The sequence below is a fragment of the Pseudomonas sp. TE4620 genome (genome assembly GCF_056279045.1).
The window spans coordinates 4,714,977-4,730,146 of record NZ_JBWBQO010000001.1 but is presented as its reverse complement, the minus strand read 5'-3'; the positions used below and the strand labels follow the sequence as shown (position 1 = coordinate 4,730,146).

The following is a 15,170-nucleotide window of genomic DNA, read 5'->3' as shown; positions in this document are numbered from 1 at the left end:
GTTTGTTCAAGGGACCGGCATTGCCTGCAGGGCAATGCCGGTCGGGGCGAATCAATAGATGCTGAACGGGAAGTACTTGTTGTTGATCTTCTCGTAGGTGCCGTCGGCAACGATTTCTTTAAGGGCGGCGTTGAGCTTGTTGCGCAGTTCGTTGTCACCTTTGCGCACAGCGATACCAACCTTGTCGCTTTCGTTCACCGGATCGCCTTTGAACTCGTAGTTTTTACCGGCGTCGGACTTGAGCCAGTCGTAGTTGGCGTATTTGTCAGCCAGCAGGGCGTCGACGCGGCCCGAGGTCAGGTCCAGGTAGGCGTTTTCCTGGGTGTCGTACAGGCTGACCTTGAACTTGTTGTCCATGCCGCCGTTATCGTCCAGCCAGATAGCTGCCTGGGTGGCGCGCTGAGTGCCGAGGGTCTTGCCTTCGAGCGACTTGGGATCAGTCTTGAAGTCGACGTTTTTCGGGGCGATGAACTGCTGCTTGTTCGAGTAGTACGGGTCGGTGAAGTCCACCGCCTGCTTGCGCTCGTCGGTGATCGACAGCGAAGAGATGATGAAGTCGGACTTCTTCGCGTTCAGGGCGGGAATGATGCCGTCCCAGTCAGAAACCACCACTTCACACTCGACCTTCATCTTCGCGCACAGGGCGTCGCCGATGTCTTTGTCGAAACCGACGACCTGGCCACTGGCGTCCTTGTTGTTGAACGGCGGGTAGGCCGCCTCGATGCCCATCTTCAGTTTCTCGGCAGCCATGGCATTGGCCGAGAACACCAGCGTGGCGGCAGCGGCCAGGAGGAATTTCTTATAGGTCTGCATGCGTGTTGCTCCGTTAGCGGTTGCTGGACATGAATTGTTTACAACGCGCCGAGGTCGGGTTTTCGAAAACCTGCTGCGGCGTTCCTTGCTCTTCGACCAGCCCCTGGTGCAGGAAGACGACTTCGCTGGACACCTGGCGGGCAAAGCCCATTTCGTGGGTAACCAGTAGCATGGTACGGCCTTCTTCGGCGAGGGCACGGATAACGTTGAGCACTTCCTGGACCATTTCCGGGTCCAGGGCCGAGGTCGGCTCGTCGAACAGGATAACCTTGGGCTTCATTGCCAGGGTGCGGGCAATGGCCGCACGCTGTTGCTGGCCACCGGACAGCTCGGCCGGGTAGCTGTGACGCTTGTTGTGGATGCCAACCTTGTTCAGCAGCGCTTCGGCATGCTCGGTGGCCTCGGCCTTGCTCTGGCCGAGCACCCGGCGCGGCGCCTCGATGATGTTGTCGAGGATGCTCATGTGCGGCCACAGGTTGAAATTCTGGAAGACAAAGCCGATCTCGCTGCGCAGGCGATTGATCTGCTTGTTGTCGGCGGCCACCAGTTCACCGTTTTTTGCCGCCTTGAGCCGCAGCTCTTCGCCGGCCACCAGGATCTGGCCCTGGTGCGGGTTTTCCAGCAGGTTGATGCAGCGCAGCAGAGTGGACTTGCCGGAGCCGGAGGATCCCAGGATCGAGATCACGTCGCCATCACGCGCGGTCAGCGAAATTCCCTTGAGGATTTCCTGGTCGCCGTAGCGTTTGTGCAGGTTGCGGATTTCCAGCGCGGGCGTGGCCTCAGCCATGTGCGGTCCTCATGTGTTCTGGTGCGCTCCTGCTGTTAGCGGCCTTCCTGGCGAGGCGCCAAGCTAGCATAGCGGTCCGAAGACAGCCAATAACGTCGGGAGAGGCAATCGGTTGGTGGGAGGGCGGGTGTCGCATCGCTGCAGTGGACTGTCGCGCAGATGTCCGCCTACCCTCGTTTCCAGGGCCGGAGCCTTGATGAAAAAAGGCGCGATGGTGCCAGTTTTGGCCGTTTCTGGGAAGTCGTTTCTGACCTTGTGCACAGGTTCGGGCCTTTATCTACGGCTTTGGTTGTACCTTTGGGTTGTACCTTTTTGGTCGTAGGAAGTGCATGAGGTGTTACCGGTGACGAAGTGTGGTGCACCCGGGGCATTTGTAAGTGGGTATTTCAGTAATTGGTCTATTCCGCCGGTTTTTCAGGGTCTTTCGGTCAAGTCTTGGCCGAAAGACCTGTAAGCCTTGTTAAACGGGGCTGTGAGAATTTTCGAACGAACGGTCATCGGCCTGGCGCGGTAATTGCGTTATCGATCGGCAACAGGATGTAGCACTCTTTTTGAAGAGCGCGACTCGAGTAGCAGGATCAAAACGCCATTTCTCGCAAAGGTAGTTTTATGAGCGGTACGCACAATTCCAATGACCTCGCTCAGGGGCTCAAGCAGCGGCATGTGACCATGCTGTCGATTGCCGGTGTCATCGGCGCCGGGCTGTTCGTCGGCTCCGGCCACGCCATCGCCGAAGCCGGCCCTGCGGTCTTGCTGGCCTATGCCGCGGCCGGGACCCTGGTGGTGCTGGTGATGCGCATGCTGGCCGAAATGGCCGTTGCCTCGCCGGATACCGGTTCGTTTTCGACGTATGCCGACAAAGCCATCGGCCACTGGGCCGGTTTTACTATCGGCTGGCTGTACTGGTGGTTCTGGGTTCTGGTGATTCCGCTGGAGGCCAACGCCGCCGCAACCATTCTGCATGCCTGGTTCCCCGATATCGGCATCTGGGTGTTTACCCTGGTGATCACCTTGCTGCTGACCGCGACCAACCTGTTCAGTGTGAAGAACTACGGTGAATTCGAGTTCTGGTTCGCGTTGCTCAAGGTAGTGGCGATCATTGGCTTCATCATCCTTGGTGTGGCTGCGATTTTCGGCCTGCTGCCCAACAGCCAGGTCAGCGGCGTCAGCCACCTGTTCGACACCCAGGGCTTCATGCCCAACGGCATGGGCGCGGTGCTGGCTGCGATGCTGACCACCATGTTCTCGTTCATGGGGACTGAAATCGTCACCATCGCTGCCGCCGAGTCGAAAGACCCGGGCAAGCAGATCACCAAGGCCACCCACTCGGTGATCTGGCGGATCTTCCTGTTCTACCTGGTGTCGATCTTTGTGGTCGTGGCCCTGGTGCCGTGGACCAACAGTGACCTGGCCGAAGTCGGTTCGTACCAGACCGTGCTCAACCTGATGGGCATCCCCAACGCCAAGCTGATCGTCGACATCGTCGTGCTGATCGCCGTGACCAGTTGCCTGAACTCGGCGCTGTACACCTCCTCGCGCATGCTCTTCTCCCTGAGCAAGCGTGGCGATGCGCCGGCCATGGCCCAGCGCACCACCTCCAGCGGCACACCGTACGTGGCGGTGGTGCTGTCGACTGCGGCGGCGTTCCTCACCGTGATCGCCAACTACCTGGCACCTGCCCAGGTGTTCGAGTTCCTGCTGGCGAGTTCCGGCGCCATTGCCTTGCTGGTGTACCTGGTGATCGCCGTGTCGCAACTGCGCATGCGTCGTCAGCGTATGCAGCGCGGCGAGAAGATCGCCTTCAAGATGTGGCTGTTCCCGGGCCTGACCTGGGCGACCATTGCCTTCATCGTCGGCATCCTGACGGTGATGCTGATCCGTCCGGACCATCGTATTGAAATCGTCGCGACCGGCTTGTTGTCGATTGCCGTGGTCGCCGCCGGCTTGCTGGTGGCGCGCAAGCGCAAGGCCGAGGCGGCCGGGCGGGCGGTGCTGAACAACTGATGTGATGCGGATGCAATGACAAAGGCCGCGATCTGTGAGGATCGCGGCCTTTTTGTTTTGGCCGTAGCGGGCTCATCGCGGCTCACGCGGTGGGCTTTACCAGTGCTCAGGTCGCTCACTGCGCTGATGCAGAAATCGCAATACCTGGACCCGTCCGTCGAGCAAGCGGTACGGGGCAATAAAGGGGATGTGGGCGAGCACCAGCTCACGCACATTCGGCACTGGCGAGGGGCGGCCTGCACCTGGGAAGCGCTCGAGAATTTCCAGGCTGCTCAATATGCCCTGAACCATTGCAAAGGCCGTTTTGCTGCCTGCCTTGAGCTGATGGTGCTCGAAAATCGAATCCAGGTCGCTTTCAGCCTTCGCCGTCAGTGCAATCATCTTCGCGTTTCACCCACTTTGCCTTGACCTCAGAGAGGTCGGTCAGGTTGCCAGTGTCGGCATCGCTGATGCCGGCAGCAATCGCCTGCACGTGCCATGACTCGGCTTCGACATAGCGCAGCAAAGCGCGCTTGAGGTGATATTGGCGATCTCGATCGGTGGCGGCTGCCAGTTGATCGAGCTTTTCGGCGAGGGATGCTTCGACGCGAAACGACAGAACCGGGGAAGCCATGTCTACGCTCCTGACTTTGTATACGTTGTAAACGGTCAACAAAGGTTAGGTGGCGTCGAGGCGATGGTCAATCGGCCAGGGACCTGTGGTCGATGTAGGATTTTTCTTTGAGGGGATCTGGCCCCCGAGGAATCAGGAGCCAGGCAAGCTGTCAGCCAAACTTCTTCTGCTGCTTGGCCACCGCCTCGGACGCGCTGATGTAGGCTTCCTGGAACTCGTCGCTCTCGAGCCAGGCCATGGTTGTGGCTTCGTCGGCGCCGTCCAGCCACTTGCGGTAGGCAGTGAAGACCATGACGATGTAGTCGGTGGCGTGTTCTTCCTTGTGGCCCTTGAGCACCAGGGTCAGCAGCGGGTCGACCAGGAACACCGAAATCAGCGCGACCAGGCCGGTTTCCTGGGCTTGCTTCATTTTTTCGAACAGGGCGGTATAGCTGCCCGACTCCATGGCTTTGTTGAAGACCTGCTCGACGCTGGCGCTGGAGCTTTCGCCCGAGCTCTTGACCGCTTGGCCGCTACGCACCATGCGGTTTTCGCGGGCCTTGTTGGCGGCGCGCTTGGCGCGTTTCTGTTGTTTGCTGCTGGAGGCCATCGGTGAACCCTTGTGCTGAACCGGATAAATTCTGCGTATTGAATCGCAGTTGGCCGGGAAACCCAAGTGCCGCCGACGGCCTGGAGCAAGCTCAGGCCGGTTGCGCCAGCTCGCCGCGGTCTTCCTCTTCGAGTACGCGCGCGGCGCGGTCCACCAGCAGCGGGTCAGGCTGGTGGGCGACACTCAAGTCCTTGCCGGGGTAGTCCAGCGAGTGCAGGAAGTGGCGGATACAGTTGATCCGCGCGCGCTTCTTGTCGTCGGATTTGATTACCGTCCACGGTGCGTCGGCGGTGTCGGTGTGGAAGAACATCGCCTCCTTGGCAGCGGTGTATTCGTCCCACTTGTCCAGCGACTTGATGTCGATCGGCGACAGCTTCCAGTGCTTGAGCGGGTCGTCACGGCGGGAGATGAAGCGGCGCAGCTGCTCTTCGCGGTTCACCGAGAACCAGTACTTGAACAGCAGGATGCCGCTGTTGCACAGCATGCGTTCGAGCTCCGGCGCCTGGCGCATGAACTCCAGGTATTGCAGCGGCGAGCAAAAATCCATGACCCGCTCGACCCCGGCGCGGTTGTACCAGGAGCGGTCGAAGAAGACCATTTCACCGGACGTGGGCAGGTGCTGGACGTAGCGCTGGAAGTACCACTGGCCCTTCTCCTGCTCGGAGGGTTTCTCCAGGGCGACAATCCGCGCACCACGCGGGTTGAGGTGCTCCATGAAGCGCTTGATGGTGCCACCCTTGCCGGCGGCGTCGCGGCCTTCGAACAGCACGACGATGCGCTGACCGGTTTCCTTGACCCAGCTTTGCACCTTGAGCAGTTCGATCTGCAGTTCGTGCTTGGCCTTTTCGTACTCGGCGCGGCGCATGCGGTTGCTGTACGGGTAGCTGGCCGGCAGCTTGGCCGAGGCGCTGTCCTCGTTGGAGCCGCGCGGCGCCGAGGCGACTTTCAGGGCCGCCGGTTGCTGGCTGATGGCGCTGATTTCGCTTTCGGCAGCGGCGCTGACAGCAGGCTTGCGCGGCGTGCGTGGACGCCGTGGACGGGGGGTGGCAGCTTTGCGTGCCGGGCTTGGGCTGGGGCTCGCAGGTGTTTCAGCGGCAGGCGAGGGCAGGGGCAGGGCAGTGGATTCTTCGCTCATGGGGAGGCCTGTTGGTTCCTTCTAATATCCTCAGAGCATTTTATCGACGCCGGCCAAGGGCATATTGACGGTGGTCAACAGCCCTTGGCATAGCGCCATCAGTACCAGTATTTCGGGTAGCTGTTGGCCTGGCGCGCATTGTTCAGGCACCAGGCCACGGCGACGATCACCAGCGAGCCGGCCAGTACCGGGGTAATCACGAAGCTCAGTGGTGCGTGGCTGGCGATCACCACCAGCGGGTTGGCCCCGGCTGGTGCGTGCAGGGTGCGGGTTTGCTGCATGGCAGCCAGGGCCAGGCCGACGGCCAGGGCTGCGCTCCACCAACTGTCGCCGAGGGTATGCAGCACTGCCAGGCCCACCAGGGTGGCAATTACGTGGCCGCCGATGATGTTGCGCGGCTGCGCCAGCGGCGAGTCGGGCATGCCGAAGGCCAGCACGCAGCTGGCGCCAAACGGGGCCATCAGCCACAGCGCGCCGGACACCTGGCTGAGCCAGCCGGTGGCGCCGATCGCCAGGGCCGCGCCGATCAGTGACAGCAGGCTGAAATGCAGGGAAGGGGCGGCGGGCGCCTTGGATTTGAATGGCATGGGTACAGTTCTCCGGGTGGGCGATTTGCGCCGAGGATACCGATCGGTTTACCTGCAGGTCAACCGATCGGTATACACTGTTGGCAAATGTCCTGATCGAAGGTGTGGCATGAGCACGTCCGAGAAAATCGCCGAGTCGGCGCTGCAGTTGTTCTACCGCCAGGGTTACCACGGCACCGGCGTCGAGCAATTGAGCCAGGAGGCCGGGGTGACCAAGAAAACCCTGTACCGGCATTTCCCCAGCAAGGAGCTGTTGATCGAGGCGGCGCTGGAACGTCGCGATCACGATTTCATGGCGCGCCTGCAAAGCGCTCTGGCGGCCGTTGAGGCAAAAGCGCGGCCGCTGGCCTATATCGACTTCATCGAGGCCTGGGCGCGCTCTGAAGACTTCTACGGCTGCGCCTTCATCAACGCCTCGGCCGAGTATGCCGGGCCGGCCGAGCCACCCCATGTGCTGGCCAGGTTGCACAAGGACAAGGTCATGGCCGCACTTGAGCAGGCCTGCCAGCAGGCGGGGTGCAAGCAGGGCGCTGCGCAGCAGCTGTTTTTGCTGGGCGAGGGGTTGATTGTTGCGTCGCAGGTCGGCGGGGTGCAGGTGCCGCTGTTCGAGGCGGCGCGGTTGATAGTGGCTGCGCTGGCCTAGCGCAGCATCCCGCAGATCTGATTGCCTTCGTAACCATGGATGATCGGCGCCAGGATCATCATCGGGCCACAGGCGTACATGGGCGAGCTGATGGTCTGCCTGGTGTTGAACAGCACGACCTGGTCGCCATCGATGTCCGGGCCATAGGCCACTTCACTGTAGGTCCTGCACACCGGCAGTAGCAAAGGCACCGGCACGACCACAGCCCAGAGGGTGACGCCGCACCATTCGCGGGTGACGTCGGATTTCTCCGATTTGCTGACCTTGGGGGTGATGTTCTTCAGGCGCAGGATGCGATGGGCCGCGGTGGGGTAGGTGTCTTTATGCGGCAGCACCACGGTGGCGCCGACACAGCCGGTCAGGCTCAGCAGCATGGCGACGGCGACGGCAATCGATTTCATCCCTGGCTCCGACAAGCTCGCGGCCTTTCCGTGCGCGAGAAGGCCTGCGTTCGTTGATAAATCGCAGGCATGAAAAAAGCCCCAAGGAATCACTTCGCTTGGGGCTTTTCGGTATTAGTGGTGCCCAGAGACGGAATCGAACCGCCGACACGGGGATTTTCAATCCCCTGCTCTACCGACTGAGCTATCTGGGCAACGGGGCGCATTAAAAGGGTTTTTCGGATTTACGTCAACGACTTTTTGAAAATTTTTTAAATTAATTCCGTCGCTTACGATTTTCCGGGGTTATTCGCTAGGTGGAACGTAGCCTTCGGCCTTCTCGTAATCCTGGCCGGAGAAGAACTTGTCCATCTCGCCCTGGAGAAATTTGCGGTCCTCGGCGTTCATCATGTTCAGGCGCTTCTCGTTGATCAGCATGGTCTGCTCTTTCTGCCAGTCGGCCCAAGCTTGCTGCGAGATGTTCTCGAAGATGTCCTGGCCCTTGGCGCCCGGGTAGGGTGGACGCTCGAGGCCTGGCAATTGTTCTTTGTACTTGCGGCACATTACGGTGCGGGTCATCGCGACTCTCCTGTAAGCAATACGTCGGCCGCGCGTTTAAGCAGTTTTTTCACCGGGGCGGCAAGGCCCAGGCGCGGCGGGGTGGCGAGGTTATACCAGAGCCAGTCGGCCTCGGCCACGTGGTCGCTGGTGGCATTGACGCGCACCAGCCAGGGCTCGATGGCCAGCTGGAAGTGGCTGAAGGTGTGGGTCAGGCCGTCCAGCGCCTGGCTGCCGGCCAGGCTCAGGCCGTGCTGGTCGGCCAGCTCGTCGATCTGCGCGAGGTTGTCCAGTTCCGGCAGGCTCCACAACCCGCCCCACAGGCCCGTGGAAGGCCGCCGGTAAAGCAGGATGGCGCCTTGGTGGTTGGCCAGCAGTGGCATCAGCGTGCGCTTTTGTGGCAGCTCCTTGCGCGGCTTGGGCACCGGGTAGCGGATTTCCTGGCCGAGCATGTGCGCCTCGCAACCGACCTTGAGCGGGCACAGCAGGCAACTGGGCTTGCTGCGGGTACACAAGGTCGCGCCCAGGTCCATCATCGCCTGGGTGTAGTGGTTCACCCGGCTGTGCGGGGTATAGCGCTCGGCATTGGCCCACAGCGCCTTGGCCACTTTCGGCTCGCCGGGGTAGCCCTCTTGCGCGGTGTAGCGGGCCAGCACGCGCTTGACGTTGCCGTCGAGGATCGGCGCACGCAGGCCCATGCTGATGCTGGCAATAGCGCCGGCAGTGGACAGGCCAATGCCGGGCAGGTCGGTGAGTTTCTCGACATCGCGGGGGAATTCTCCGCCATATTGCTCGACAACGATCTTCGCGGTCTTTTGCAGGTTGCGCGCCCGGGTGTAGTAACCCAGGCCCGTCCACAGGTGCAGCACCTCATCCTCGGGCGCTTCGGCCAGGGCCTGGACCGTCGGCAGCGCCTGCATGAAGCGGTCGAAGTAGTTGAGCACGGTGCTCACCTGGGTCTGCTGCAACATGATCTCCGAGACCCAGACCCGGTAGGGGGTGATGCCCTGTTGCCAGGGCAGGTCGTGGCGGCCGTTACGGTCGTACCAATCCAGCACGGCGCTGGAAAACTGCTCGGGGCTCATCGCTTGAACAACCCCTTGAGCGCGTCCTTGAGTTCCGGGCTGACCTTGTCACCGAGCTTCTCGTCGATCTTCTCGCTGAGTTTTTCGCTGACCTTGTCGCCAGCCAGCTTGGCCGCGACCTTGCCCAGGCCGTCTTTATCCAGGCGGCAAGCCTTGGCGCCCAGCTCCAGCGGGCCACGGCAGCGCAGCGGCAGTTCAAGGCCGACATAGCGCTCGCCGACCTGGCAGGCCGGGTCGGGCATGTCGCGCTTGTCGCCTTCGACGATCACGCCAATGCGGTAGTCCATGCCCAGCACGCGCAGGTCGAGGTCGCCATGGCCGTTGACGGTCAGGCCGGGAATGCGTGCCTTGAGGTCAGGGTTGCTGGCCACGCCGTTACGCATTACCAGGCTGCCCTTGAGCTCCTGGAACGGCGTGTCCTTGCCGCGTGGCTCGCCACTCAGGGCCTTGCGGTTGAGGGTGGCGATGGCCTGGCACAGTTGCTGTTCGAGGTTGGCGTTGACCAGGATACCGTCGTTGATGACGAAGCTGGCGTTGCCGTTGAGGGTGTCGACCAGGGCTTTCTGGCTGTTGCCAGTGGCGGTCAGGTCGCTGTTGAGGGTCAACAGACCCTTGACCGGTGGCGTGCCGGTTTCGCTCTTGATGAAGTGCTCGACCGGCACCCGGTTGATGCGGGTGTTAAGACCAATCTGCGGCACGGCTGGGCGTACATCGAGGGTGCCCTTGCTTTCGAAGTCGCCGTTGTACAAGCCGCCGCGCAGGGTTTCCAGGGTGATCAGGCCGCCTTGGCCCTGGGCCTTGAGGTGGGCGTTTTCGATCGGCAGCTTGTCCAGAGTCAGCTGGCCAAATGTCAGGTCGGCCTGCAGGTCGACCTTGCGCAGGCGGTCAACCGGCAGCAGCTTGTCGTTGCTCCAGGCCACCTGGGTCGGCGCGTCGGGCAGCGGCGTGGTACCGGCACCGGCGAGGGCACCGGCCTCTTTGCTCTGCACTTCGGCCTGGCGTGCGGCCTTGGCGCCCTGGGCTGCCTCGCTCTTGGCCAGCAGGTAGCGGTCGGCGTCGAACTTGTCGGCCTTGAGCTGCACGCGCAGGGCCTGCTTGGCGAAGTCTTCAATGGCCAGGCGGCCGCTGAAGGTGCTGTCGTCGAGCTTGATCGCCAGGTCTTCCAGGGCCAGGCTGTTCGGCGTGCCTTGCAGGCGGGTGACCAGCTCGACCTTGCCCAGGGTGCTGTTATCGGCCGAGGCGGGCAGCGGGTGGCCGATGCTGTCGAGGAAGTTGCGCAGGTCGAATTGGGCAATCGACAGGCCGCCGCTCAGTTGCGGGGTTTTGTCGAGGTCGCGCAGGTTCAGCTCGCCGAGGGCGCGCAGTTGGTTGGCCGAGAGCTTGAGGCCGTTCCATTCGGCGACGTTGGCCGCCAGATCGACCAGCAACTGGCCCTGGGCGGCGAAGGTCATGGTCTTGCCTTGCAGCGGCTCGCCCGAGGCTTCGCCGCTGAGTTTCATGTCTTCGAACTGGTAGCGCTTGAGCCGGCGATCGAAGCGCAGCTCGCCGTTAAGCTCGGTGCGCGCTTTGACCACTGGCTGGCCGGAACTGAGGAAGGCGGTCATCTTCAGCGGGATGTTCACCCCTTCATGCACCGCGCCGGTGCTCAGCTGGATGCTTTCGGCGCCGAAGCTCTGGCCGCTGCGGGCATCGTTGTACTGCACGCGGGCGTTGTTGACGGTCAGGCTGTCGATATCGAGCTTGACCGGGCGCTCGCTGGCGCTGTCGCTGCTAGCCTGGGCCGGGGCAGTGCCGGCGCTTTCGGCCGGGGCCGGGGTGGCAGCGGGCAGTGGCTTGCCGATGTCTTCCCAGTTGCCGTGGCCATTTTCGTCACGGCTCAGGGTCAGGTTCAGGCCCTCGACGCGCACATCGCTCATTTGCACTTCACGGCGCAGCAACGGCAGCACGCGTACCGACAGGCCAAGCATCTGCAGGTCGGCAAACGGCACTTTCGGGTTGTTCAGGGTGGCGATGCTGGCTTCATGCAGCTCAAGGCCCAGCCACGGGAACAGGCTCCAGCCAATGTCGCCATTGAGCGTCAGCTCGACGTGGGCCTTGTCGCGTGCCAGCTGGCGAATCTCGTCTTTGTAGTCGTTGGGATCGAAGAGGTGGGTCAGGGCGAAGCCCAGAGCCACAATGATCAGCAACAACCCGAGAAGCACCAGCCCCAGGATTTTGCCGAACGCTTTCATGGGCGAGTCCTTGTAGTCCGATTTCTAAATTCAGCCGCAGAGTATAGCGCTGCGGTTATCACCGCTGGGTGATATGGGGCGAAGGTTTAGTCCTGCATAAGTGTCGGATTCGACAACGCATGGCATGACAGTTCCTTGCCGGGGGGATCAGTTGCAGAACAAACGACGGTATCAGTTAGCGCTAAGTGACCACGGCAAATGCTACTCTCTCGCCGCTCTCAGGCCCTGCTGCGGCCATTTGTCGCGCAAACGGGGCCGTTCGCCAATAACAACGACCAGTTGCCAAAGCGCCAAGGTCGCGGGCGGTGAGCGCTTCATTCCTACGAGGGGAACACAACAATGAGCAGCAGCATCACGGCCGGAACCGTCGCCAGCGCGCCCGGCTTCCTGTCCAAGGAGCGGATCATCGCCCGTCCGGGCTTCAACCGCTGGTTGGTACCGCCAGCGGCCCTGGCCATCCACCTGTGCATCGGCATGGCCTACGGTTTTTCGGTGTTCTGGTTGCCGCTGTCGCAGGCCATCGGCATCAGTGCGCCGGTTGTCTGCTCGGAACAGACCCACTTCCTGATGCGCATGTTCACCACCGAGTGCGACTGGCCGATCTCGATGCTCAGCTGGATCTACACGCTGTTCTTTGTCTTCCTGGGGTGCTCGGCGGCCATCTGGGGCGGCTGGCTGGAGCACGCCGGGCCGCGCAAGGCCGGGGTGGTCTCGACCCTGTGCTGGTGCGGCGGCCTGCTGATTTCCGCCTTTGGCGTCTATACCCACCAACTGTGGCTGATGTGGCTGGGCTCCGGGGTGATCGGCGGTATTGGCCTGGGGCTTGGCTATATTTCCCCGGTCTCGACCCTGATCAAGTGGTTCCCGGACAAACGCGGCATGGCCACCGGCATGGCGATCATGGGTTTTGGCGGCGGCGCCATGGTCGGCGCGCCGCTGGCGGCAGCGCTGATGAACCACTTCGCTACGCCCGGCGACGTTGGGGTCTGGCAGAGCTTCGTGGTCATGGCGGTGATCTACTTCGTGTTCATGCTCGGCGGCGCCCTGGCCTATCGCGTGCCGCCTACCGGCTGGAAGCCTGAAGGCTGGACTGCGCCGCTGAAAAAAGCCGGCAACGCGATGATCACCCATCGCCATGTGCATGTCAGTGTGGCGTGGAAAACCCCGCAGTTTGTGTTGATCTGGCTGGTTTTGTGCCTGAACGTTTCGGCAGGTATCGGCATTCTCGGCATGGCTTCGCCGCTGCTGCAGGAGGTTTTTGCCGGCAAGCTGCTGGGCAATGACCTGAGTTTCAGCCAGCTCAACGCCGCGCAATTGGGCCAGATCGCCGCGATTGCCGCCGGTTTTACCGGTTTGCTCAGCCTGTTCAACATTGGCGGGCGCTTCTTCTGGGCGTCGTTCTCCGACTATATCGGGCGCAAAAACACCTATTTCGCCTTCTTCGCCCTGGGCGTGGCTCTGTATGCGCTGGTGCCGAACATGGGCCACCTGGGCAATATCGCCCTGTTCGTGGCGGCGTTCTGCATCATCCTGTCGATGTACGGCGGCGGTTTTGCCACGGTGCCGGCGTACCTGGCCGACCTGTTCGGCACGCAGATGGTCGGCGCCATTCACGGTCGCCTGCTGACCGCCTGGGCCGCAGCCGGGGTGCTGGGCCCGGTGCTGATCACCTACCTGCGAGAGTACCAGCTGGCGCTGGGCGTGCCGCGGGCGGCGGCCTATGACATCACTCTGTACATCCTCGCCGGGCTGCTGGTGTTGGGCTTTGTCTGCAATGCGCTGGTGCGGCCGGTGGCCGACAAGTACTTCATGACCGATGCCGAGCTTGCCGCCGAACGGGCCCTGAGCCACGACCAGGGCAGCGCCAGCGAGCGCGTACTGGAGTGGAAGGCCGACCCGGCCAGCAAGCCTTTGGTGCTGGCGGCCTGGCTGGTGGTCGGGGTGCCGCTGGCCTGGGGGATCTGGGTGACGTTGCAGAAGACTGCGGTGTTGTTCAACTAGGTCTGCCCTGTAGGAGCGGGCTTGCCCCGCGATGAACCCGCATTCGATCGCGGGGCAAGCCCGCTCCTACAGAAGTAGCTGAAAATTGCCGGATCGCAGGTAAATTCCCTGCCACGCGTCATCTGCGTTTCAAGCCGCGTGCTTCTGGGCCTATAATGGTCACCTTTTTCGCCCAATGATTTTGCGGAGCTGGTGATGGTCGAACGTAAGGCTTCCGTCGAGCGCAATACTCTGGAGACCCAGATCAAGGCCTCGATCAACCTGGATGGCAGCGGCAAGGCCCGATTCGATATCGGTGTGCCTTTCCTTGAACATATGCTCGACCAGATCGCCCGACATGGGCTGATCGACCTCGATATCGAGTGCAAGGGCGACCTGCATATCGACGATCACCATACTGTCGAAGACGTCGGTATCACCCTCGGCCAGGCCTTCAACCAGGCCATCGGCGACAAAAAGGGCATCCGCCGCTACGGCCATGCCTACGTGCCGCTGGACGAAGCGCTGTCGCGGGTGGTCATCGACTTCTCCGGCCGCCCCGGCCTGCAGATGCACGTACCGTATACCCGCGCTTCGGTGGGCGGCTTTGATGTCGACCTGTTCCAGGAGTTCTTCCAGGGCTTCGTCAACCACGCCAACGTCACCCTGCACATCGACAACCTGCGTGGGCACAACACCCACCACCAGATCGAGACCGTGTTCAAGGCCTTCGGCCGCGCGCTGCGCATGGCCATCGAGCTGGACGAGCGCATGGCCGGGCAGATGCCATCGACCAAGGGTTGCCTGTAATGCAGACGGTTGCCGTTATCGACTATGGCATGGGTAACCTGCACTCGGTGGCCAAGGCCCTCGAGCACGTGGGCGCCGGCAAGGTTCTGATCACCAGCGACGCCGAGGTGATTCGCGAAGCCGACCGCGTGGTGTTCCCCGGTGTTGGCGCGATCCGCGACTGCATGGCCGAAATCCGCCGCCTGGGCTTCGACAGCCTGGTGCGCGAAGTCAGCCAGGACAGGCCGTTCCTCGGCATCTGTGTGGGCATGCAAGCCTTGCTCGATCACAGCGAAGAGAACGACGGCGTCGATTGTATCGGCCTGTTCCCGGGCAATGTGCGCTTTTTCGGCAAAGACCTGCACGAAGACGGCGAGCACCTCAAGGTGCCGCACATGGGCTGGAACGAAGTTGCCCAGAGCATCGACCACCCGCTGTGGCACAACATCCCCGAGCGTGCGCGCTTCTACTTCGTGCACAGCTACTACATCACCGCCGGCAAGCCGGGCCAGGTGGTCGGTAGCGGCCATTACGGCGTCGACTTCGCCGCAGCGCTGGCCGAAGGCTCGCGCTTTGCCGTGCAGTTCCATCCGGAGAAGAGCCATACCCATGGCCTGCAGCTGCTGCAGAACTTCGCCGCCTGGGACGGGCGCTGGTAATGGGCAAGTCCAGGGCCAAGCCGCCGATCCTCACGCTGGCGCCGGAACAGGAACGCGAAGCGCTCGATACCCTCAAGCGCTTTCTCGAAGACCGTTTCGAGCTGCAGCTGGGGTCGTTCGAGGTGGCCGAGGTCCTGGAGCTGTTCACCAAAGAGATTGCCCCGCACTACTACAACAGGGCTATTTTCGATGTGCAGAACCACCTCAAGGAACGGTTCGAGAGTATCGAGAGCGACCTCTGGTCGCTAGAGAAAGGCAGCTGAAAGCGACAAGCTGCAAGAGAACAGACGCGCATGCTTGCAGCTTGTAGCTAGCAA

17 protein-coding genes and 1 tRNA gene are annotated in these 15,170 nt (G+C 62.0%); 6 read left to right on the top strand and 12 right to left on the bottom strand.

The genetic code is table 11. From position 1 onward, the window contains the following. Positions 1 to 51: 51 nt before the first annotated feature. Together ACZ9A3_RS22010 and ACZ9A3_RS22005 are read right to left on the bottom strand one after the other, a co-directional pair. Positions 52 to 813 (bottom strand): ABC transporter substrate-binding protein, encoded by a 762-nt coding sequence (locus ACZ9A3_RS22010; protein WP_093378594.1) that lies wholly within the window; start codon positions 811 to 813, stop codon positions 52 to 54. Positions 814 to 826: 13 nt separating this feature from the next. After that, positions 827 to 1,600: an ABC transporter ATP-binding protein gene (locus ACZ9A3_RS22005; protein WP_093378597.1), complete on the bottom strand. Its 774-nt coding sequence runs from the start codon at positions 1,598 to 1,600 to the stop codon at positions 827 to 829. Positions 1,601 to 2,209: 609 nt separating this feature from the next. Here ACZ9A3_RS22005 and gabP point away from each other — a divergent pair. After that, on the top strand, positions 2,210 to 3,604 hold the full coding sequence (gene gabP, locus ACZ9A3_RS22000) for a GABA permease (RefSeq protein WP_476253115.1): 1,395 nt from the start codon (positions 2,210 to 2,212) through the stop codon (positions 3,602 to 3,604). A 96-nt stretch (positions 3,605 to 3,700) separates the two neighbouring features. Here the strand turns inward: gabP and ACZ9A3_RS21995 are convergent, their stop codons facing one another. From ACZ9A3_RS21995 to ACZ9A3_RS21975, 5 genes are all read right to left on the bottom strand, one after another. Beyond that, complete coding sequence (locus ACZ9A3_RS21995) at positions 3,701 to 3,985, bottom strand: type II toxin-antitoxin system RelE/ParE family toxin (protein WP_476253114.1); 285 nt, start codon at positions 3,983 to 3,985, stop codon at positions 3,701 to 3,703. After that, positions 3,960 to 4,217, bottom strand: a complete 258-nt coding sequence (locus ACZ9A3_RS21990) for a CopG family ribbon-helix-helix protein (RefSeq protein WP_045202358.1) — start codon at positions 4,215 to 4,217, stop codon at positions 3,960 to 3,962. Before ACZ9A3_RS21990 ends, ACZ9A3_RS21995 begins: the two co-directional genes overlap by 26 nt. 151 nt (positions 4,218 to 4,368) lie before the next feature. Continuing rightward, the gene (locus tag ACZ9A3_RS21985) at positions 4,369 to 4,806 is read right to left on the bottom strand and encodes a hypothetical protein (RefSeq protein WP_045202356.1); all 438 of its coding nucleotides are present in this window, start codon (positions 4,804 to 4,806) and stop codon (positions 4,369 to 4,371) included. Between the two features lie 91 nt (positions 4,807 to 4,897). Next, positions 4,898 to 5,941 (bottom strand): polyphosphate kinase 2, encoded by a 1,044-nt coding sequence (ppk2, locus tag ACZ9A3_RS21980; RefSeq protein WP_045202354.1) that lies wholly within the window; start codon positions 5,939 to 5,941, stop codon positions 4,898 to 4,900. Positions 5,942 to 6,039: 98 nt separating this feature from the next. Continuing rightward, positions 6,040 to 6,528 (bottom strand): HPP family protein, encoded by a 489-nt coding sequence (locus ACZ9A3_RS21975; protein WP_093378607.1) that lies wholly within the window; start codon positions 6,526 to 6,528, stop codon positions 6,040 to 6,042. A gap of 109 nt (positions 6,529 to 6,637) precedes the next feature. On the opposite strand from ACZ9A3_RS21975, the gene ACZ9A3_RS21970 reads away from it, so the two are divergent. Next, the gene (locus tag ACZ9A3_RS21970) at positions 6,638 to 7,171 is read left to right on the top strand and encodes a TetR/AcrR family transcriptional regulator (protein WP_195885217.1); all 534 of its coding nucleotides are present in this window, start codon (positions 6,638 to 6,640) and stop codon (positions 7,169 to 7,171) included. Here the strand turns inward: ACZ9A3_RS21970 and ACZ9A3_RS21965 are convergent. The 5 genes from ACZ9A3_RS21965 to ACZ9A3_RS21945 all read right to left on the bottom strand — a co-directional run bounded on the left by ACZ9A3_RS21965 (position 7,168) and on the right by ACZ9A3_RS21945 (position 11,425). Beyond that, on the bottom strand, positions 7,168 to 7,572 hold the full coding sequence (locus tag ACZ9A3_RS21965) for a hypothetical protein (RefSeq protein ID WP_476253113.1): 405 nt from the start codon (positions 7,570 to 7,572) through the stop codon (positions 7,168 to 7,170). The two genes, ACZ9A3_RS21970 and ACZ9A3_RS21965, sit on opposite strands and share 4 nt — an antisense overlap. A 118-nt stretch (positions 7,573 to 7,690) precedes the next feature. After that, a tRNA-Phe gene (locus ACZ9A3_RS21960) sits at positions 7,691 to 7,766 on the bottom strand. Positions 7,767 to 7,857: 91 nt separating this feature from the next. Further along, on the bottom strand, positions 7,858 to 8,130 hold the full coding sequence (locus tag ACZ9A3_RS21955; RefSeq protein ID WP_045202346.1) for an oxidative damage protection protein: 273 nt from the start codon (positions 8,128 to 8,130) through the stop codon (positions 7,858 to 7,860). Next, positions 8,127 to 9,194 (bottom strand): A/G-specific adenine glycosylase, encoded by a 1,068-nt coding sequence (gene mutY, locus ACZ9A3_RS21950; RefSeq protein ID WP_093378613.1) that lies wholly within the window; start codon positions 9,192 to 9,194, stop codon positions 8,127 to 8,129. Before mutY ends, ACZ9A3_RS21955 begins: the two co-directional genes overlap by 4 nt. After that, a complete protein-coding gene (locus tag ACZ9A3_RS21945) occupies positions 9,191 to 11,425 on the bottom strand; it encodes an AsmA family protein (RefSeq protein WP_476253112.1) in 2,235 nt (744 codons plus the stop codon). The genes mutY and ACZ9A3_RS21945 overlap by 4 nt, the downstream gene beginning before the upstream one ends. A gap of 339 nt (positions 11,426 to 11,764) precedes the next feature. Here ACZ9A3_RS21945 and ACZ9A3_RS21940 point away from each other — a divergent pair, with 339 nt between their 5' ends. The 4 genes from ACZ9A3_RS21940 (at position 11,765) to ACZ9A3_RS21925 (ending at position 15,116) form a co-directional block, all read left to right on the top strand. Then, positions 11,765 to 13,426, top strand: coding sequence for an OFA family MFS transporter (locus ACZ9A3_RS21940; RefSeq protein WP_195885213.1), 1,662 nt, complete (start codon positions 11,765 to 11,767; stop codon positions 13,424 to 13,426). A 195-nt stretch (positions 13,427 to 13,621) separates the two neighbouring features. Then, entirely contained in the window at positions 13,622 to 14,215 is a 594-nt protein-coding gene (hisB, locus tag ACZ9A3_RS21935) for an imidazoleglycerol-phosphate dehydratase HisB (RefSeq protein ID WP_028942262.1), read from the top strand. Beyond that, positions 14,215 to 14,853, top strand: a complete 639-nt coding sequence (hisH, locus tag ACZ9A3_RS21930; RefSeq protein ID WP_045202336.1) for an imidazole glycerol phosphate synthase subunit HisH — start codon at positions 14,215 to 14,217, stop codon at positions 14,851 to 14,853. Before hisB ends, hisH begins: the two co-directional genes overlap by 1 nt. Beyond that, positions 14,853 to 15,116: a DUF2164 domain-containing protein gene (locus ACZ9A3_RS21925; RefSeq protein WP_036995008.1), complete on the top strand. Its 264-nt coding sequence runs from the start codon at positions 14,853 to 14,855 to the stop codon at positions 15,114 to 15,116. Before hisH ends, ACZ9A3_RS21925 begins: the two co-directional genes overlap by 1 nt. Positions 15,117 to 15,170 lie beyond the last annotated feature (54 nt).